This is a genomic window from Microbacterium sp. PRF11, from assembly GCF_031844085.1.
Taxonomy (GTDB): Bacteria; Actinomycetota; Actinomycetes; order Actinomycetales; family Microbacteriaceae; genus Microbacterium.
On the sequence record NZ_JAUZUP010000002.1, the window covers coordinates 141,952 to 162,055 of the forward strand.

General features: G+C 67.2%; 15 protein-coding genes. 9 read left to right on the forward strand and 6 right to left on the reverse strand.

Features of this window, described 5'->3' with window-relative positions:
• Positions 1-146: 146 nt before the first annotated feature.
• Genes Q9R20_RS06260 through Q9R20_RS06270 form a run of 3 tightly spaced genes read right to left on the reverse strand, consistent with a single transcriptional unit; the run spans position 147 to position 5,482 of the window.
• Positions 147-1,343: a DNA cytosine methyltransferase gene (locus Q9R20_RS06260; RefSeq protein WP_311248522.1), complete on the reverse strand. Its 1,197-nt coding sequence runs from the start codon at positions 1,341-1,343 to the stop codon at positions 147-149.
• A 42-nt stretch (positions 1,344-1,385) separates the two neighbouring features.
• Positions 1,386-3,230 carry a DEAD/DEAH box helicase gene (locus Q9R20_RS06265; protein ID WP_311248523.1) on the reverse strand — a complete coding sequence of 615 codons (1,845 nt, stop codon included), beginning with the start codon at positions 3,228-3,230 and terminating at the stop codon, positions 1,386-1,388.
• Complete coding sequence (locus Q9R20_RS06270; RefSeq protein WP_311248524.1) at positions 3,227-5,482, reverse strand: hypothetical protein; 2,256 nt, start codon at positions 5,480-5,482, stop codon at positions 3,227-3,229. Before Q9R20_RS06270 ends, Q9R20_RS06265 begins: the two co-directional genes overlap by 4 nt.
• Before the next feature lie 238 nt (positions 5,483-5,720).
• On the opposite strand from Q9R20_RS06270, the gene Q9R20_RS06275 reads away from it, so the two are divergent.
• The 3 genes from Q9R20_RS06275 to Q9R20_RS06285 all read left to right on the forward strand — a co-directional run bounded on the left by Q9R20_RS06275 (position 5,721) and on the right by Q9R20_RS06285 (position 9,868).
• The gene (locus Q9R20_RS06275) at positions 5,721-6,152 is read left to right on the forward strand and encodes a very short patch repair endonuclease (protein ID WP_311248525.1); all 432 of its coding nucleotides are present in this window, start codon (positions 5,721-5,723) and stop codon (positions 6,150-6,152) included.
• Between the two features lie 182 nt (positions 6,153-6,334).
• Positions 6,335-7,993: an SIR2 family protein gene (locus tag Q9R20_RS06280; protein ID WP_311248526.1), complete on the forward strand. Its 1,659-nt coding sequence runs from the start codon at positions 6,335-6,337 to the stop codon at positions 7,991-7,993.
• Positions 7,994-8,251: 258 nt separating this feature from the next.
• Positions 8,252-9,868, forward strand: coding sequence for a hypothetical protein (locus tag Q9R20_RS06285; RefSeq protein WP_311248527.1), 1,617 nt, complete (start codon positions 8,252-8,254; stop codon positions 9,866-9,868).
• Positions 9,869-10,065: 197 nt separating this feature from the next.
• Here the strand turns inward: Q9R20_RS06285 and Q9R20_RS06290 are convergent, their stop codons facing one another.
• Positions 10,066-11,346 carry a hypothetical protein gene (locus tag Q9R20_RS06290; RefSeq protein WP_311248528.1) on the reverse strand — a complete coding sequence of 427 codons (1,281 nt, stop codon included), beginning with the start codon at positions 11,344-11,346 and terminating at the stop codon, positions 10,066-10,068.
• 118 nt (positions 11,347-11,464) lie between these two features.
• On the opposite strand from Q9R20_RS06290, the gene Q9R20_RS06295 reads away from it, so the two are divergent.
• The 6 genes from Q9R20_RS06295 (at position 11,465) to Q9R20_RS06320 (ending at position 18,564) form a co-directional block, all read left to right on the forward strand.
• Positions 11,465-11,770 (forward strand): helix-turn-helix transcriptional regulator, encoded by a 306-nt coding sequence (locus tag Q9R20_RS06295; RefSeq protein WP_311248529.1) that lies wholly within the window; start codon positions 11,465-11,467, stop codon positions 11,768-11,770.
• Between the two features lie 118 nt (positions 11,771-11,888).
• On the forward strand, positions 11,889-13,208 hold the full coding sequence (locus tag Q9R20_RS06300; protein ID WP_311248530.1) for a histidine kinase: 1,320 nt from the start codon (positions 11,889-11,891) through the stop codon (positions 13,206-13,208).
• Positions 13,205-13,876, forward strand: a complete 672-nt coding sequence (locus Q9R20_RS06305; protein WP_311248531.1) for a response regulator transcription factor — start codon at positions 13,205-13,207, stop codon at positions 13,874-13,876. Before Q9R20_RS06300 ends, Q9R20_RS06305 begins: the two co-directional genes overlap by 4 nt.
• Before the next feature lie 221 nt (positions 13,877-14,097).
• Positions 14,098-16,722, forward strand: coding sequence for a class III lanthionine synthetase LanKC (gene lanKC, locus Q9R20_RS06310; protein WP_311248532.1), 2,625 nt, complete (start codon positions 14,098-14,100; stop codon positions 16,720-16,722).
• A gap of 5 nt (positions 16,723-16,727) precedes the next feature.
• Entirely contained in the window at positions 16,728-16,850 is a 123-nt protein-coding gene (locus tag Q9R20_RS06315; protein ID WP_311248533.1) for a hypothetical protein, read from the forward strand.
• Positions 16,851-17,328: 478 nt separating this feature from the next.
• Positions 17,329-18,564 carry a hypothetical protein gene (locus Q9R20_RS06320; protein WP_311248534.1) on the forward strand — a complete coding sequence of 412 codons (1,236 nt, stop codon included), beginning with the start codon at positions 17,329-17,331 and terminating at the stop codon, positions 18,562-18,564.
• A gap of 42 nt (positions 18,565-18,606) precedes the next feature.
• Here Q9R20_RS06320 and Q9R20_RS06325 read toward each other — a convergent pair whose 3' ends face one another.
• Together Q9R20_RS06325 and Q9R20_RS06330 are read right to left on the reverse strand one after the other, a co-directional pair.
• Positions 18,607-18,954 (reverse strand): hypothetical protein, encoded by a 348-nt coding sequence (locus Q9R20_RS06325; protein ID WP_311248535.1) that lies wholly within the window; start codon positions 18,952-18,954, stop codon positions 18,607-18,609.
• 74 nt (positions 18,955-19,028) lie between these two features.
• Entirely contained in the window at positions 19,029-20,057 is a 1,029-nt protein-coding gene (locus Q9R20_RS06330; protein ID WP_311248536.1) for an FtsX-like permease family protein, read from the reverse strand.
• Positions 20,058-20,104: the final 47 nt, after the last annotated feature.

Sequence of the window (20,104 nt, forward strand, 5' to 3'; positions counted from 1 at the left end):
ATGGCACCCGGGATCCACCCGATGGTCCTGCTCGTGCGGAGCGGGATCGTCCGGCACTGGTGCGTACCGGACCCAGGGGCAGACGCGTGCTGCGTCCGAACGTCACCTGCGCGCTGAGCTGAGGAAGATCCTCCGGTCGACATGAGTCAGGAGGCGCGCCGGAGATCGAGCTGCCCGATCTCCGGCGAAGCCGCGCCGTCAGAGGCCAGGAGCGCCGGGATCACCTGCGTCGCGACCTCTCGGGTGAGAGCCGGTGGGACGGCGTTCCCGATCATCGTGGCGAGCTCGCCGCGCTTGGTCACTCGGGAGAAGTCGAAGTAGTCAGGGAAGCCCTGGATGCGCGCCGCCTCGTGAGCAGTGAGGGCACGCAACTGGCTCGGGTGCATGTACCGGCCCTGCCCGATGCTGCCAAACCCGCTGGTGATCGTTTGAGCAGGCTCGTCCCACTTCAACCGGCCGTACATCGACTTGTAGCTGTGCACATCCCGGTGGCATTCAGGTCGTTCCGAATTAGGCAGGTCGTATAGATCGTTCTCCAGCAAGTAGCGCATCCGAGAGAGATTGACCTCGTTCGCCTGAGGAATGCGGTCGTACCCTTCTCGTTCGCCGAGGTCGACGAGATCCCCGATGGCCCATCGCAGATCGTGCTCCTTGGAGGGGCGGTGGCTGGTGAGCCAGCCGAGCACGTCGGAGGGGACCACCTGGTCGATCCGCGAGGCGATGAGGACGTGCCGGCGTCTGCTCTGGGCGACGCCGAGAGCGTGCAGACCGACCACGCTCGATGCGACGACGTAACCGAGGGACTCGAGATGGCCCACCGTCGTCTGTACGACGTCGGCGGTGTCGTATCTCACCGATGGGACGTTCTCGATCAGCACGACAGACGGCTTCAGCACGGCCGCGGCTCGCGCCATGCGGGCATAGAGCTCGTTCTTTGGATCCGAGCGGCGGGTCCTGTTGTTCAGGTTGCTGTGCCCCTGGCACGGCGGACCGCCGAGCAGCAGATGCACATCCCCGACGCGGTCGCGCTCTTGCCTCTCCCGGGCTGCGAGTCCGGCGCCGAGGTCCCCACCGAAGATGTCCTCGACGGACCCGTGCACAACGTGCGCGCCCGGGAAGTTGGCCGAGTAAACGTCCGCAGCGGCTTTCTCGAAATCCAGCGCGAGACGCACGTCTAACGCGACATCGGCAGCACGAGCTGCCTGTGCCACCCCGAGGGTGAGACCACCGCAGCCGGAGAAGAGGTCCACCACACGGATCCGACGTTGACCTGAGGTGAAACGGGGTCGCGTCTTACGCCGCAGCGACGCCGCCGACGTCGAGTTCCGGAGTGTACTGGTCATCCCTTCGAGGGTACGCCGGAACAGCCCGTAACTCGAGCCCGCTCACGAGCGAGCCACCGCCTGCCCGCGGAGGTGCCCGAGCAGCTCGCGCAGCTCCGCCGGTGCGAACAGCTCGGCCGCGGGGCCGGAGTTCACTCCCGCCAGCCGCGCGAGGGTCGGATCGGCGAGCATCGCGTCCATGGCGGCGATCTTCGCTCGCAGAGAGGCGTCGACCTGCTCGTCGATGGTCCCGACCGCGGAGAGCACCGTCACTGTCGCGTGGGTCCCTTCGGGCATGCCCACCCGGTGTGTGCGGTCCATCGCTTGCAGGAACAAGCCGGCGTTGTACGTGCGGTCCACATGGACCTGCGCCTGAGCGGCCTTGTGCAAACTCACGCCCTCGCCGAGCGTCTGCGGTGTGGCCAGGAGGACTGTGCAATCGGCATCGCCCCGGAAGCGCTGCAGTTCGCGACGCCGGTCGGTGACGGCTGCATCGTCGCGTTGCGGCACCGCTCCCGTGATGACGGCCGTGCCGTATGGCGAGAGGAGGCGTTCGAGTTCGCGGATGTTGCCGAGGAAGTTCGACCAGACCACTACCTTGGTCCCGGCGTCCGCGTGCTCCGCAGCGAGGCGGGCCGCCGCCAGCAGTTTTGCGGGGCGGGCCGACGCGCCCAGATTTCCGAGCACCGAAGCGAGGTTCTCGGTCAGCGGCAGCTCCTCCGGCCACATCAGCCCGTTGTCATCCGCGTCCGCGAGCAGGAGCGGGTTCGACGCGCAGGCGATGAGCCGGGAGACGGCGCGGGCGAGAAGGCCCGGGAAGCGTTCCAGCAGGTCGGGGTCGGCCAACAGGCCATCGGCGACCGTGCGATAGATGCGCGCATGCGAGTCGTCCAGCCGGACGGGCTGGATGATCATCTCGGCCGCGTCGAGCTCGAGCTCATCCTTGGTGATGCGCACCCAGCTGCGGGAGGCGCCGGCGGTGTGGGGGTGCGCCAGGCGCGCACCCTGACCCGGCCATGCGAGGTCGAGGACAGCGGCGAGGTCGTCGGGGCCGTTCGGCATCGGGGTCCCGGTGAGGACGAGACGCACCGCCGCCATGCTCGCGAGGTCGAGCGCTCCCGCGCCGTGCAGCCCGGCGACGCCCCGCTTGGCGCGGTGGGCCTCATCGAATACCACCATTAACCGCCGTCCGTGCGCCCATCCGTCGATGAGGGCGCGCAGTGACCCTTTGGCGACCCGCTCGTAGTTGAAGACGAGCACGTCCGAGCGTCGGCGGGGAGCAGCCGGCACGATCTCCACCAGCGGTTGCTCACCCTCGGCGAAGCAGTCCGTCGCTTCCCCGGCCCACGCCTCGTACGCGCTCTGCGGTGCGACGACCAGCATCCGGTCGACGGCCCCGGCGGCGCGCAGCAACGCGAACACCGCGTACGTCATGGTCGTTTTTCCACTGCCCGGTACCGAGAAGTTGCCACCCCCTCGAGCGGCGACGAGCTGCTCGACGGCACCCCGCTGCGCGGGAAGCAGCTTTCGAGTGAAGCCAGCGGCGAGCAGCATCTCGTCGATCTGGTCCAGGACGGGGAGCTTCCCCTCCAGGACCGCGTCGACAGCGCTCTGGATGCTCGCCGAGCGCTGAGCTGCAGCATCCGCCCCGATATCCCAGACCCAGTCGAAGCGGCCCGCCGGCCATGGCCGGGAGAGGATCTCCCGCAGGTCGGCGGCGCGGTCGGCGACGACGCTGAAATCGACGTCCCCGACCCGCTCGGCGCCCGCCTGATCCAGCAGTTCCTGCTCGAGCGTGAGCCGCGCCGGCCGCGACATCGAGGTGGGAAGGGTGACGCGCAGGTCCCCCCCGTAGCGCACGACCCCGCCCGCATCCGCGGGCGGGGTCGTGCCGGTACTGGCGGTCATCGTGCCATCCGGTTGGCGGCGCGGGAGTAAGCCTTGCCGACCTGGAAGAAGTCGACGAGGGACTGAAGAACGGGGAGCACGTCTTCCACGACCTTCTCGTCCACCCCCTGCATCTCGTAGACGGCTTCGCCCCACAGGTCGGCGGGCCGCTCCTCCCCGGCGGCGGGTTCAGCCAGACCCATCACCGCACCAGGCAGGATTGTCCGAAGCCGGTCCGCATCCATCGACCGCTCGGCGAGGGCGTCGGCGAGCTGCTTGCACAGTCGGGCGAATTCCGTCTGGACGTTCACCGGCTCCCCCGGATCCTCGTCCTTGCCCAAGGGGAGCCAGAGTTCACGGAGGTAGCGGTCGGTCAGGGGTTCGTCGTCGACACGGTCGAGGGGGATCGTGTACTGCTCGGAGGCGATGAGGGAGACCACCGCGTCGCCGAGCTGTGTCAGCCCACGGTCGGAGTGCGCCATCGCACGCAGCAGCATGCTCGGGTCGGAGGCGCTGATGTCCGCGTTCTTACCGCCGGCACCGCGACCGGTGCGAGTGATTGCTTCGCCTCCGGCGAGAAGACCCGGGTGCGTCATCAGGGCGACCCCGCCCAGGGCTGCGAGGGCGCGTTGAGCGGGTCCTGCGAGGTCGCGGTTGTCGGATCCCTCCGCGGCGGCGCGTTCCGCCTGCGCCTCCTCGATGAGCTTCGCGATAGGTGTGCCCAGCTTTGTCGTCCATGAGACACCCCCGGGATGTTCGCTGGTCTTCCAGAAGAAGGCGTGACGGAACGTGGCGCTCAGCGCCGCCTGGACGCTGCCTTCGTAGCCGGAGCCGTCCAGGGCGAGCGCGGCGATCACCTGTGCTGCGGCGACGTCCGCGCGCACGTTCGGGTAGGCCCGGGCGCTGTTCAGGCGCAGATGCGTGTTGACGATCTTCTGCCCGTCCGGGCCGTTCTCGTCGGCGGGCATCGCCCCCTGGGCGGTGAAGATGCCGAGGAGCTTGACCGCCATCGCCAGTCGGTTACCCGGCAGCTCGTCCTCGGTCACCATCGCGCCGGACCAGGCCACGGGACGCTCGCCCAGCCACGCCGAGCGTTCCTCCGCCGTGATCCGGGATTTCGAGAGCATCTCGTCGATGGCTCCGATGGCGATCAGCCCGAAGACGTCCGGGTCCTTCCACTGCTCCTTGCTCTTGCCGGGCATGTGGTAGCTGCGGATGAGCTCCTGGATGGTCCCGGAGACCGGGTGCTCCAGTTCCGCGGTGACGACAGGATCAGGCTGGACGGCGATGATCATGTTCACCTCCACCGTGCGCAGCAGCTGGAAGGCGACGGCAGCCGGTGAGGTGACCGCGATAGTCTCCAGCCAGGTGGCGACATCGTTGCCCGGGACGTACCCCCGTGCGCCCGTCGCCCCGAACTCCAGAGCATCGGGGAGCGTCGCGAGGTCCTCCGGCGCCATGTCCCGGAGGTTGGGCTCGCCCCCGGTGAACCAGCGGTCAGTGGCGATGTTGGACACCGAACGGTTGGTGATGGCATCCATGCCGCAGAGGGCTGAGAACAGGCGCTGGGCGCCTTCCGCAGCCTGCGCGACCCACGCGGACCCGCCGTCCGATACAAGCTGGGTCATCACCACATCGGGGGGATCGAGCACCCCGAACTGCACGATGCTGTGAATTCGAGCCTTCTTGTCGGCTTCCGCGGTGGCGTAAGAGGACAGTCCCAGCAGCCGGCGCTGAGCAGACACAGTCTCCACGACGGACTCGGGATTGCCGACCCGCATGAGCGGCAGCGCCACCGCCGGGTGATCCTCGGCCGTGGTCACGAGACGTGTTGACCCGCCGCGGAGCTCCTTGCCCATCCGGCGCAGCGCCCGTCCGTTCAACAGCCACGGGAACAGAAGCGGCGTGTTCACCACGAGGCGGACCTGACGGAGGGTGCCGCTCTCCGTGCGCTTGCTCTGCACGACGGTCAGCGCCGCCATGTTCTTGTCGTCGTCCGCGTTCAGGGCCTCCACCTGACGGATGAGACCCAGGTCCACGTCGGCCTCATCAATTCCGTGCTCGCGAGCGAAAACCTCCCGGAATTTCACACCGAAACGTGTGAGAGCGGCGCCATCCGCTTCCTTCGGCTGCCGCGCCTGCGGCTTGAAAGGCTGGGTGGTCAGCTTGCGCCCATCCAGGCGCGAGGGAGGCGGAAAGGTCTCCGGATCCGTCAGCGGTGCGAGGGTCCCCGCACTCGTCTTGGGGGTGTTCTTGCTAATGGTACGTGCCACGGTCGGACCTCCGGTCCATCTATGGCCCGTGCTGGTCGACACGTCAGAAGACACGCGTTAACGCGAAAACTTCCTCCGTCCGAACCGGAACCAGTGATCGGGGCACCCGCACGGACTCGTCGCCGCTGGGGAACCCGCTTGACCGTGGTACGGCACAGGCAGGGTGTTTAGTGGGTGGTACGGTATCACATCACCGCCCATACGCGAAATCTGGATGGGTGTCTCCTACCCTGAGAGCATGGGCAGCGCGGAATCCTGGGCCAGCAGCGCCGCGACTTCCCGTTCGATGCGAAGCAACCGCCCCCGGGACACATCGCTCGAGCTCCGGGTGCGCAGGGCGCTGCATGCGGTGGGGCTCCGCTACCGGGTGGATTTCGCCCCGCTCGTCGGACTCCGGTCGCGAGCGGACATCGTCTTTACCCGCGCGCGCGTCGCGGTGTACCTCGACGGTTGCTTCTGGCACGGCTGCCCCCTCCACGGGACCACCCCGAAGACGAACGCGTCCTACTGGGTCCCCAAGCTCGAACGGAACCGTGCCCGAGACCTTGAGGTCACCGCGGCCCTGACGGAGGCGGGCTGGACGGTGATGCGGTTCTGGGAGCACGAGGACGAACGCGCCGTCGTACACGCCGTCCGAGCCGTGGTCAGCGGGAAAGGGATCCCCAGCTAATCCGCCATCCAGCCGATGGTCCGAGGTCCGCCGGTTTGCGCGACTATGGGGGCATGACAGCGTCACCACGACTGGATCCCCGCGTCCCGCTCGCATCTGCCGTGCACGCGCAGCCGGGCGTCTATGCTCTGTTGATCGGTTCCGGGGTCTCGACCGGGGTGGGTATCCCCACAGGCTGGGGAGTGGTCGAAGCCCTCGTCCGCCAGGTCGCCGCCGCGGAAGGCGAGAAGATTCCTGAGGGCACCAGCCCCGAGGAATGGTGGCAGAGCGCCCACCCCGGTCAGGAGCTCGGCTATTCCCGTCTCCTGGAGGAGCTGGCGTCCACTCCGGCTGCCCGTCGCGCGTTGTTGTCGACCTTCTTCGAGCCCTCCGAGGAGGACCGAGCGAACGGTCTGCGCGTGCCCGGGCCAGCTCACAGAGCTATCGCCAGCCTCGTCGCCCGTGGCAGCATCCGCGTGATCGTCACCACCAATTTCGACCGACTCCTCGAACAGGCGTTGGAGGCCGAGAACGTCCTCCCCCAAGTCATCGTAGGAAGCGCCAGCGCCGAAGGCATGGAACCGCTCCAGCACGCGAAGGCGACCGTCATCAAACTCCACGGCGACTACGCCAGCCTCGAGCAGCGCAACACCGTGGAGGAGCTCAGAGAGTACCCGCCGGCTATCAAGCAGCTCCTCGCTCGCGTCGTTGACGAGTACGGCTTGATCATCTGCGGATGGTCGGGGGAGTACGACCCCGCGCTGGTCGAGGAGCTCGACCGCTCTGCCAACCGCCGGTACCCGCTTTTCTGGAGCAGCTTCGAGGCCCCGAACCACATCGCTCGAACCATGACCGCACGTGCAGGGGCCCACCTCATCCCCTCATCGACAGCCGAGACGCTCTTCCCAGATCTCCTCGGACGTGTTGAGGCGCTCGCCGAGCTGGCGGAGACTCCGGAGACGACCAGGGTGCGTCTACATCGGATGAAGCGCGTCCTGGCCGATCCGGTCCGCCATCTCGAGGTTCGCGACATCATCGCCGACGAACTCGAACGAGTCGAGGAGTGGACGCACGCCCGCACCCGCGAACGCGCGGCGGAGACGGACGAGACGTATGGCGTCGACCTCGAGGCCGTCGCGGCGCGGACGATGCCGGTGATGACCCTCTTCTCCCAAGGCCTGTTCCTGGACCGGGACCTCCAGCACACCGGACTATGGCGATGGGTGGTCGAGCGGGCGATGCGTATGCGTCAGACGCCCGCGTTCGGGAGCGAGCCCGGTCTAGGTGACCTGGAGCATTACCCCGCCTACCTCCTGCTGCGAGCGGGCATCCTCGGTGCCCTCGCGGCTGGCCACGAGGCGGAGGTTCTGTCGATCCTCGGGGAACCGCGGTGGAGGTCACCCCTGCGCCATGGAGGTGCGGCGCTGCCCGCCCACGGGGTGCTGCACGAGAAAGTCGTGCTGAACACCCAAGCTGTCACCGGCCTCCCGCGATTTGCTGGTCGTAAGGTCGTGCTCCCCTTGAGCACCGTGACCCGCGCGCACCTCCATCAGGTCGCGGTCGAGCTCGTCGGACCCGCCGAAGCGGAGAGCCTCCTCGATCACATGGAATTCCGGATGGCGTTGGCGCACCGGTTCCTCATCCCCGATGACGTGGACCCTTTCCACATCTACCAGCCGGTGGCGGGGCGGTTTGTCTGGCGCCCGGGCGAATCGCGGATCAACCAACCGACTCTGGCAGTGACCGCGCACTTCCTCCGCACGCAGGTGGAGGGGCCCTGGAGAACCGTCATCGGCGAGCGGTTCGACGAAGAAGTGAACAAGCTCGACACGGATCTGAGGCAGCAGGTTCGCTACATCTGACCGCGCCGGACCCGCTGCTGTCGTATGTCGCGGCGAGATAGCGGCGCGGGGTCGCCCCCAGCAGCAGCTCGGCAGATACGCCTACTCGTCCGAAAGGATGAACTTCGGGGATTGGCACCCCTTCGGATTCGAGTGCGCGACGGCAGGCGCACCGAGCCCGACGGGGTGGAGTGGGCTCATCGGGGTGCTGCCGACGTTCAACCGGTGCACAATCGACGCACGCGTCACGACGGTGGCGCGGTTCCGGAAGGGGTGGGTGTGCAGCTTCTCTACGTGGTCAACCTCGATGTCGAGGGGCCTGATGCATTCGAGCGCGTGCGCGACCACGTCGGCGGTTGGTTGAGCGACGAGCAGCATCCTCTCGACGACGGATTCCTTCTCGACGGCGGACGTCAGTCGCTCGCTCCGGGGCGGGCGGGAGGACGTGCCATCGAGCGAACCGGCGAGAGCGAGGTCGTCCGAGACGGCGCCAAAGGTCTCCTCGTTCGCGTGCATCAAAGCGATGAAGCCGGCGGGTTGCAACTCACCACCCGGGTCACGGTCGTGGAACAGGACGGCCACACCCGCTTCCGCGCGGGGATCGGCCGCGTCGCCACCGGTGACGCGCTCGTGCCCGTTTCAAGTACCCCGGTCTACCAGCCGCGCGTCCTGAGGACCCTCGACATGGATGAGCACTTGCGCCTCTCGGTCTTCGGGCAGACGGTGCAGGGGCGATATCTGCAGATCCGGAACGCTGCCGAGGCGCTCGCCCTCAACGAAGCTCTCCCGACGGTCAAACGGCTGCCCACGTTGCTGGTGCACGTGCGCTCGCCTGAGACGTGGGAGCTGGCGAGACAGACCTCGCGGCGCCTGCTCGGGCTGGTGAGCACCGTCACCCTGAACTACGCCACGTCACGCGCGGTGACCGCAGCGTTCCCCCACGTCCGTGTCCCCTTCGGGGGGATGGCTCTGCTGTGGCCGGGACTCGAACGGACCGGGTACGCGCTGGACGCGGAACAGATCAACGCGCTCGGGGCTGACTCCGTATTGCGGCACCTCTCGACCCTGCTCGGCGGGCTCGCTGCGCTCGTCCATGGGCGCGACCGCGTGTGGGAAGCCGCTCGTGGCGCTGCGGATCAGATCCGACTGCGCGCCCTCACGGAGCGCGCGGAGAACGCGCAGGGCCGTCGCGACACCCAAGCAGAGCTGGACGCGCTCCGGGGAAAGATCGACGTCCTGGAGATATCCAGTCGGGAGTGGGAGGAGATCAGCGAGGACGCCCACCAGAGGGCCGACGAAGCGGATACCCGGCTGAAGGCCGCGGATGTCGAGATCCAGCGACTTCGCGCCGAGGTCAAATCGTGGCGTCAGGCGTACGAGGGCGTCGTCGCCACCTCGGACGAAACGGAGACGGACCCGTGGGCGGCGATTCCACCGCTGAAGGCCAAGCGGAGCCCGTCCGACACGTTCGACGCTCTGACGGACGCAGCGTCCGACCACATCGTCTTCACCGAGAACGCGCATCGATCCTGGGCGAGCAGCCCCTACCCCGACCCGGAGGACATGACGCAGAAGCTCACCAGCCTCGCTCGCGCCGCACTCGACCTCTACAGCCGCCCTCCCGGCCAGATGCCCCATCTCGACGACTGGTTCAGGTCAGAGCATGACCTCATCGTCGCGATGACGGACAAGGCCATCACCGAATTCAAACGGAAGGAGATGCGTTGGTTGCACTCCTTCGACTTCGAGGAGGTACACGACCTGGACGGTACGCCTCACGTGAAAGTGCGCGATGCCGTCGCACCCAACAAGTGCGGCCGGATCCACTTCGCCCTGGACAATGCCAACAACCGCTTCGTCGTACACCACGTGAGCGTGAAGGCGTACAACTCGTAACGACCCCTGACCGGAGCCGGGCGCTGCGGCCCGCGCAGTCGAACCCGCTCCGCACGCGACGTTTGGGTCCTTCTTGAGCGTGGCGCCGGGGAGGAGACGCGCCGCAGCCCGGGCGCGGCGGATGCCCCGAGAGGCGGACTGCCAGAGCCGAGCAGAGCTCGGCTCCTCGAAGCCGAGGTCTCCTCAACGCGCGCTGGTCAGTCGTCACCTTCGCTGACTGCACCCAGGTAGGTCAGATCCATGAACTGCACCGACAGATTAGCCTCACCTTCCAGAAGGTCGGGGATGTCACCGGAACTCAGAGTCCAGCGCACAGGTAGCGAAGTACTCCGCTCGCCTGAGACCGGGATGAAGAGAACGGCGTCGACGTCTTCACTGACTACTTCCTCCAACGGCCGAAGGAGATCGATGGTGAAGGCCAGGTGTGCGGGCTTCGCTCGGACAATCTCCATCGTCCGGTCCGCGGGGCGGGAAGGCACGTAGCGGGGCGTGTAGGTCCCGCCGAAGAGCATGCTGTCCTTGCCCCAAGCAAGGGGGCGGTCTGGGAAGATCTCGATGTCCTCGCCATCTCGCCTTTCCTCCCACGGGACGGCCGTGGCGTCATCGACGTAGACGTCCACGCGCACCTCGCGCAGGGGCTGTCGAGAGGGGTTGATCACGCCCAGGCGCACTCCCGCACCGAATCGCCCGGCGATCTCGTGCACGCCCGTGGACGGAGCGGCCAGAGAGCGCTCGCGCCATTGCTCGACTTCACGGTCGAACGCCTCCGCCGTACGACGCTCCATGGTCACGCCCAGCCCATACCGCGCACGGGAAGAGCTCGCGTGCATCTCGTCGAAGTAGTCGTCGGCTGTGTCCTGCACCCATGCGCGCAGGGCGTCATCGTCGAGAGCCAGCGCGAGCGCCTCGCCCTCGAGCCGCACGCCGATAGGCGGCAACCCCGATGTGGGAGTCGGGCGTTTCAGCATGGCGGCGATCTCGGCCCCGGTTGCCTTTCGTGTGTCTCCGTCACCGCGCAGGTAGACATCGCCGTTCTTCACGCCGTCGCCGTCTGCGTGGCTCGGCCAGACTTCGCCGGTGGGTGGGTCGACAACAACGGCGATGACATCGCGTTCAGCGTCCACAGGAATCTGCTCATAATCCCAACCGGGTCCCTCCGCTCCCGCGAGCTTCCGGATCTCGCGTTCGAGGTCCTTGGCTTCGAAGCCGGAAATTCCGGTAATCCGCCCTGCCCCGACGCCGAGCAGCATGACCGCGTACCCCCCAAGCCGGCGCGCGGCGCGGGCTGGGTCTCGATTGGCGGCGGCGAGGATGAATTTGGCGACCTTGTGCTGGCCGTGTCTCGTGTTGAGATCGACATCCGACTTCAGCTCAAGGAAATACCTCTCTAACCGGTCGTCGCCAGCGGCCGCCCACTGGACGAACGCGTTCCATCCACGTACCCCGCTAGGCAGGCGATCCAGGTCGATGTCGCTCATCTGCCGATGCAATCACATCCCCGAGGAGATGTTCCGTGTACACGTCGTCAGGCACCGCCGCACTCCTGATGGATGTCCTCAGCCCCGACCTATAGGACCGACAAGAATCCCGATATGTATGGTCGACAGCCTACGTTCGCGCTCACACCATATAGAAGTGGTGTGGAGTCGGCTTGAGGCGCAGCAGTTTGGAGCCCGGGTCCGGCAGCTGCGGACGCAGAGCAGTCTGACGCAGGAGCAACTCGCTCACCTGGTCGGGCTCACGCAGAACCACGTGCAGCTGATCGAAGCGGGCCGGAACACGTCCAAGGTCGACGGTCCGGCCTCCAACCCCCGGATGACCACCCTGTATCGCATCGCCGATGCGTTCGGGCTCAGTCCACACGAGCTCCTGCCAGCGAGTTCCGCAGCCCCGGACGACTGAGACCGCTGGTCCCCGTGCCCTGCTGCGGGGCGGACGCGAGATGATTGTCAGTCGACGGGGGATGGGCGACCGGGCGCGCGCTTCGGCGGTGCCCTCTGCTCGCCGGGGAGGAGTTCAGATGGACGTAGGGGTGGCCGAACAGGGGCGGCAAGCGAGTGACCGAACGATGGAGGTCCTGCGGCCGACGTCGATGCAACGTGTTCTCGACAGCCGGCGCGCTCTACTTGCGTTCGCGCTCATCGTCTTCATCACCACCTCGCTGCAGGTGCTGTCCAACCCCTTGGCTGTCGTCATCGACGGGACCCCGTGGGAGTACCCCGTCCCCCTAGGGGTCGTCGTCGTCTGCGCTGTCCTCGCGTGCGCAGCCCAATCCGCTGCACTCCTGCTCAGTGGAACACGACCGGGCATCGCCGCGATGGGAACGGTTCTCGCATACGTCGCGGTTGTCGCAGCGCTGGAGGTGCCCAACTGGGTGGCTTCGATGCCGTTCGTCGTCGCCGTCGCCATGTTCCTCGCAGCCGCGCAGGGGCCGACCGTCAAGACCCTCGCAGTTCTCGCCGTCGTGATCGTCGTCGCCGTGGGGGGCGTGTTCGGATGGTCCCTTTCCACAGGCGCGTCCCTCGGTGTGATTTGGGCTTTCCTGCTTCAGAGCACGATTACTTTCGTCGCTCCCGTAGCCGGTGCCACAGCGCTCGGCATCTGGTGGGCTCGTCGGTCGCGCCGCGTCCAGGCTGCCGAGGAAGCGGCCGCCCTCGCGGCGAGAGAGCTGGAGCACAAGATCGAGCACGCCCGGACCCAGGAACGCGGTCGTATCGCACGCGAGCTCCACGACGTGGCGGGCCAGCACCTTGCCGGCATGCTCTCCCTCGCCGACGCCGCCGTCGAGATCCAAATCCGCGACACGCGGCAGGCCGTCGAGCTCATTGCCGACATGAGGAGCGAGGGGAGGTTCGCCTCCGCCAGTCTCTACGCCGCGCTTCGGGACCTGGACGCGGTCGACCACAGCAGCGTCGAACGCACACCCGATATCGCGACACTGCCGGAGCTGATCTCCTACTGGTCGACGCGTGGAATGCGGCTGGTAGCTGAGGTCCAGGGGGATGCGGATGACCTGCCCGCCGCCGTCTCCACCGCGGCGTACCGCGCGATCCAGGAGGCATTGACCAACAGTGCCAAGCACGCCCCCGGCGCCACCAACGCCGTCGATGTCGTCATCACCCCTGGTTCGTTGCGAGCCACAGTCGTCAACGGACCCAGCGGAGCCGAGCGTGAGGCATCCGGATCGAACCTCGGACTCGGATGGGGGCTGGCGAACATGAAGGACAAGCTGGCTCTTCTGGGTGGGAGGATGACCGCCTCCGCGACGAAGGAAGAGGGGTGGCTCGTGACGATAGATATTCCGCTGTTCACCCCTTCCGGCCCGGGGACAACCCCATGACCGCGCCCCAGATCCGTGTCCTCATTGTCGACGACAATAAGGTCGTCCGGCGGGGATTGCGGCTGAGGCTGCAACACGCACCCGGGATCATCGTGGTTGGTGAGGCTGGGTCGGGTGCCGACGCGCTCGCCGTCGCAGGCGCTGAACGCGCCGAAGTCGTCCTCATGGATCTGCACATGCCCGGGATGGACGGCATCGCCACGACGCGCGCCATGATGCAAAGCATGACCCCGCTCCCGAAGGTGGTGCTCATCACCAGCGAGGCATCGGATGCGTTCGTGGTGGACGCCATCGACGCCGGCGCCACCGGCTACCTACTGAAAAGCCATGACACGGACCAGCTCGTTCAGGTCATCCGCGGTGCAGCGCAAGGCACCGCGACGATCTCCTCCCGGATGACGCCACGAGTACTGCTCGAGCTGGCGCGACGTCGCCCCGCACCAGCGAACCTCGAAGAGGTCCAACGCCTCTCGCCTGCGGAGACGCGCGTCGTGGCGCTACTGAGTCGCGGTGTCACGAGTAACGAGGATGTCGCCCGAGCTCTCAGCCTGTCGGTGAACACCGTGCGCAGCCATGCTGCGACTGCCATGCGGAAGCTGAAGGTCGCAGATCGTACACAGCTGGCGTTGTGGGGTATCAAGAACGGGCTGCAGAACAAGCAGATCTAGTCCGAAAGGATGAACTACTCCGGCGGGGGTTGACGTCCGGCTGACGCGCTCCCTTACGCCCCCCTCCCGAAATCACGCCGTCAGGGCGGGAAAAGCGCGAGCGACGCCACAGCTGGCGACACCGACTCTCACCTGTTGTGACCACCGGCGCGTATCGCTCGCGCTGACAATTGCTTCCCGGTGCCGACATCCCGAGTTTGTCGCGCACATTCGGGGGAGCAGTGGATCCGATCTATCCGCGTTACGCGCGTGCCCACCCTGTCTTCTACGACAGGCCGGCGGTTCGATCCGACGATGAAGTGCTACTCAGACCGACCAAGGCGGCTGACTGGTCGTCCTGGTCGACGCTGACCGAGGGGCCGTGGACACACTGGGGCGCGCCCAGCTCGGTGCTGCCGGAACAGGGCTGGAAGGTGCATATCAGCGCGACACCCTCCAGCGCTGGCGAAGCGTTGGAGCGGGTGTCCACCTTCTGCCACGCACGCGGCCTTTCCTTCAAACATCTCTCCACCATCGGCACGCTGCACTCAGTCAACGGCAAGGACGCAGACCGATCTGCCGCCGGCAAGTTCGTCACCATCTATCCGCCCGGTAGCCGGCTCGAGAGCGTACTGGTCGGTCTGGACGAGGCCCTCGCCCACCTGCCGGGACCGTACATCCTGTCCGACCTGCGCTGGAATCGCGGCCCCGTGCACGTCCGATACGGGGCTTTCATACGCCAGACCGTCGACGTGGACGGCGTCCCAACGCTCGCCCTGCGTCGTACGGACGGACAGCTCGTCCCGGATATCAGGTCACCGCAGTTCGTGGTGCCGGAGTGGGTCGCGACCCCGCCGTTCATCAAGGCCCAGCGGAAAGCGCTCGAGTCGGAACCGATACCCGATGGTTTTCCTACTATCGTCCGGGCCCTGCACCATTCCAACGCCGGCGGGGTCTACGAGGCCGTCGAGTCCGACGGTTCGGAAATCGTGCTGAAAGAAGCTCGCCCGCATTCGGGCCTGACCCCTGACGGGGCGGATGCGATCACGCGGCTGCGCCGTGAGGCGCAGACGCTCCGGGATCTGTCTCACCTGGCCTGCGTGGTGAATCTCCGGGGGGAGAGGGAGGTGCTCGGACACCGTTTCCTTGCCATGAGCCGCATCAGCGGGCGAACGCTTCAGGACGCATCGTTTGAGCGCTACCCGCTCATCCGGAGCCGCCCTGCGGCCAGTGACATCCATGCGTACCGGAGATGGGCACTCTCCATCATGCGGAAAGTGAAGGATGCGGTCGCCCGCGTGCACAAAGCGGGATACAGCCACGGTGACCTGCACCCACGGAACGTGCTCATCACCGACGATGAGGAGGTCGTGCTCCTGGACTTCGAGATGGCCCAGCCCATCGAGGATGACACGCCTCACCTGCTCGGCGCGCCGGGTTTCGTCCCGCCGGACGAACGAGGAGGGGCCGCTCTCGACCACTGGGCGGTCGCCTGCATGGAGTTGTCCCTGTTCGCCCCGTTGACTCCGCTCATCAACCTCGACAGAGCCAAGGCAGAAGACCTCGCACGATGGTCGGCCGAGACGTTCGACCTAGATCACTCCTGGGTGAGCCAGGTCACGCAGGCGCTGCAGTACGCCGCCGTCTCGGCCCGCCGTCGGGCCGGGACAGTTTCGGCGGCTGCTGACGTGATCGTGGAGCCTTCGGTCCTCATCGGCGAGATCTCTGAAGCTCTCGTGCGCGATGCCACACTCGACAGGCTCGACCGCGCCTGGCCGGGCGATCCTGCACAATTCTCGGAGACGCCTGCGGGACTGGCCCATGGCGCGGGCGGTGTCCTCCTGGCGTTGCAAGCCGTCGGAGCGCAGGCGCCCGATGGTTCGACCGAGTGGTTCCAGGCTGCCGCAGAGCAGTCGATCACGGCCGCCGATCCCGCCATGGGTCTCATGGATGGAGTAGCGGGAATCCTCTGGACCCGCCACGTGCTCGGCGACTGCGCTGGTGCCGCCCGTGCTCGTGACCGCCTGCTATCGGCGGACCCGACCCGCCTGGGGCCCGGGATCTACCGGGGGAGTTCCGGCATCGGGATCACCCTCCTCGAGACCGGTGACGACCCGGGATCGCTGCAGGCGTGCCGACGCGTCGCCGAAGCGCTGATGCAGTCGCTGGAGGCGGCGGGTCCGGCCAGTCGGACCGTGGCCACGGGACAGGCCGGCCTGATGCACGGTTGGTCCGGTGCCGCGATGTTCGGACTGCGGCTGTTCGAGCGCACGGGTACGGAGGAGTATCTCCGGTTCGCAGAACGTGCGCTTGAGCGTGACCTGGCGGCGTGCCGGCACGCCCCCGACGGTTCGCTGCAGGTAGATGAGGGCTGGCGGCTCGTTCCATACCTCGGCACCGGCTCAGCCGGCATCGGTCTCGCTCTCAGCGAGCTCGAGCGGATACGCCCGCGCGCGGGCTCGGACGCGCTCCTCACGCAGATAGTCCGCGCGGCCACATCGGCCTACGTCGCATACCCGGGTCTGCTTCAGGGCCGCTCGGGACTCGTCCACCTCTTGCTTGGCATGGCGGGCACCGTCGCGGCCGAGGAGGCTCATGCGAGCGTGGAGCGGCAAGTCCAGCTTCTGGGCGTGCATGCCATCCGGCGCGCCCACGGGGTGTCCTTTCCCGGGCACGGATTGCTCCGCTTGTCGTGCGACCTCGCTACAGGCAGCGCAGGTGTGCTGACCGCACTCTCCGCGTACGAAGACCGCTACCTCACGGGAACCCCTTCATCTGAGCAGCCGCTGCCGGTGCTGCCGTTCCTCGCTTCCCCCCGGGCTCGCTCGTCGGCTCAGTCGCCGGCTCGCGTGGATGGGGGGAGGTGATTCCCATGGGTTACCTCCTCTCCCTCCAGGCGCTCGATCAGCGTGACGGACAGCAGAGCCAGATCTTCGCCAGCACCGTCAGCAACTTCCAGTGCATCAGCAACATCTCGGTGCAGTTCTGCAAGTGATGTCGCCCTCGCCGGTCGACGCGCGGTTACGCGTCGACCGGCGTCGCAACACTCGCGCGCGCGCAAGAAAGGCCGCGACTAGTCGCGGCCTTTCCAGCGTCGCCATCGCGGTTGCAGCCACTCCGGCATTCGTAGAGATCATCGATCTGGGAGAGATTGTTTGATCCTGACCCGGGAATCGATGCCGCCAACGCTAGGCCCGTTGACCCCGCCGGTCAACCACCCTTCTGTGGTGTGTCGGATGTGCGCCAGTCGCGGTGCGCACGCGCACATCCGTTGACGATCCCCGCACGAGCCGCCAGGGTGTACCCAAGGGAAATCGTCCCTGGCTGACTCGTCGGAATACGGGCTTGCAGGCCCCCGGCACCTGGGTCGGCCTCGTAGAGAAGGGCCCCGGGAGTCAGTGGAACCGTTCAACACCTGATCGTGACCCTCGGGGCCCTTGCTCCTATCGCGCGGTAGCGCGGAAGGGCAGGCCATGGCAATCGAAGAGCTCCCCCCACCAAAGTCGAAGAAGAAGACGCGTAAGCGCACCGCGCCTCGCACGCCTCTCGAAAAACCAGTACGGAACAGGCTGACGGACGCACCGGTCCTTGAATCCGAGGCTCCCGCCGGAATTACCGCCGCCCAACGCCGCGTGTCATGGGTGACCTCGGTAATGGGGTTCATCGTGGCGGGAATCAGTGCAATCGCCCAATGGATCCAAGGCATCCCTCTCTGGGTCGTTCTCCTCGTCCTCGTGCTGTCGGTCTTCGCTGTGGTGGTCGTCAAGGTGAACGTCATCGAAGCGTGGTCGGCGCCCCATCGCGACGCCCTCCGTGTCCGGGCGAATGTGACCCTGGTAGTAGTCGGCGTGGTCGTTGCTGCCGTCGTCGCCGTCCTCGTCGTGGTCGACCCTCCTGAGATCGGCGGGTGGTCTTTCGCTTTCGCGGGGGGTTGGATGGTCGTGACCGCCTTCGCGATCACAGCGGCGAAATCGTGGTCGAGCAGTGCCCCGGCGCGCGACCGGGGTCGGGAGGTTGCGTTCCGTGCCGGGATCGCCGTCATCGGGATGACCCTCATCGCCGTCGCGGGGGGAGGAGCCGGTCTCATCGTGCGTGAGCTGATGCGCGACTCGGTGCCGTTGGCGACGTTCTTCGCAATACAGACGGCGATGATCGGCGCGCTCGCGTTCTTGGTCCTCCAGTCGCGGCGTCGGGGCACCGGTGTCGGTATGATCGCGGTCGGCCTGGCGTTGTCGGGCACTGCGGCAGACACTCTCTGGCACCAGGATCCAGGCTTCGGCTGGTCGTTTCTGGTGCTGTCGGTGACCGCGGTGTGGTCGGGAGTTGCCACACTGGCGAGGTCGGGCTACTGGCTCGGATTCGCTCTGGCGGGTATGGGTGGGGCGACTGTGTCGCTGGGGCTGGCCGCCCGTGCGAACGGCGTGCTGCCGTTCGCACTGATCTACATCGTCGCGGGAGCGGCGGCCGTGCTGGTCGGCCTTCTGGCTGTGATTTGGCCGGATGCTGTGCGGTGGCGAGCGAGCCGGCAGATCAAGACCCTTCCCGCGGTGCTGGCGATCACGGCGTCGGCCGCCGTCGCCTTGGTCAGCGTCTCCCTCGCCACCTTCTGGTTCACCCAGGGGTGGAGTGGGCTGGGTCTGTCGTTCACGGGGTTCGCTGCGGCAGCCGCTGCTCTGGGTGCCGGGGCGGTGTGGGCGCTGCGATCCTGAACGGGGAGCGGGGCCTGGATCGGCCCCGCTCCTCCAGGCCGATTAGAGGGCCGCGACGCCGGCGGTGGCGCTGGTCTTCATCTGCGCCTGGAAGGCTGCGCGAGCAGGCCCCTTCCGCCACGGATCGTCTGCGTAGTGGGTCTGTCGCAGGCCTGGCAGGATCTGATAGAGCAGGTCGGTGACGGCGTCGAGCCTCCACGTCGACGTGGGCTGCGTCGTCTTACCCAGGTAGGAGATGCCGGTGGCGGCAATGTCGAAACTCGCGTTCTCCCACAGCTGTAGCTCGCACGACAGGCCGGTCGCGTGGTCGGTAATGCTGGCGGGTTCCCATCTGGCGTGCGGCCCGCATGTCGGCTCCGCGAGCGGCCAGCCGTCATGCGGCCCGAGCACCTGTTCATGACCTGAGTGCCGCCGCCGGCTGTAGACGCTATGTCAGGGATGTCGAGGATGACCGTCTTGGCGTGTCAGGGCACCCGGAGCTCGCGTACGGGGTCGCGCCTGCTGGCGACGACGGCTGGGAGCAGACTCGACAGCGTCGCCGCCAACACCAGCAGCACCGACACGGCGACGGTGAAGGACCAGTCCGGGAGCGGGTCTCTCAACACCGTCAGCAGAATCCACGCCAGCGCGGTCCCTATCGCGGCGCCGAGCAGTGACAGGGCGAAAGTCTGGCCCAGGATCAACCACACCACGACTGCCCGGCTGGCACCCAGGGCACGTCGTCGTCCGAAGTCGCGGCGCCGCAGAGTCACGAGACCATAGACCACCGATCCGATGAGCACGGCGGTCACGGCCAGCAGAGCGAGCACCAGGCCCCGTGAGAAGGTCCCCAACTGACCTTGGATGACCTCCTTCAACTGTGTCAGCCCGGACGATGTCTCGAGCGAGACCTTCCCGGGGTCCTCGGGCGCGAGAAGGTCCGACACCGTCGCGGCGACGGCGCTGACGTACCGGGACTCCGTCGCGACGATGAGTAGCACGCTGATGTCCGCATTCCCGTCCTCGGACGGGGCCAGCGCGAGGGGCTCGAAGATGTCCAAGTAGGTCGGGGCATCCAGCTCACCGCCCACCCCCCAGGTGGCTTTGCCGACCTGCACCGCACCCGCGTATGCGCTCAAGCCGAGCTCGCGGGCTGCGTCCGCGGAGAGCCACACGTCCGGGGTTCCGCTCGTGGAGCGCGCCGTCGGGATTCCCAGGGCACCGAGGTCCTCGGTGTACACGGCTCGGACCGGAACCCGTTCGCCTGATGGCAGGTCGGCGTTCACCCCGTCGGTCGCACGACCAAATGCTCCCGCCCATTCGACCTGCTGCAGGGCGGCTATGCGCTTCAGAACGTCGGTGCGGACTCCCGCTCCATCATCGGCGCGGATGAGTATCGTCCGCGTCTGCGCGGAGTCCAGGGTCGCGAGGACCCGCTGTTCAGCACCGACGGTTCTACCTGTGGTGAACATGACAGCGAGCAGCATCCCCGCGACGATGAGTGCCGTCAGCACTGAGGAAACAGGCTGCGCCCGGGCCGACGCGAGCGCCTCCCGCGCTA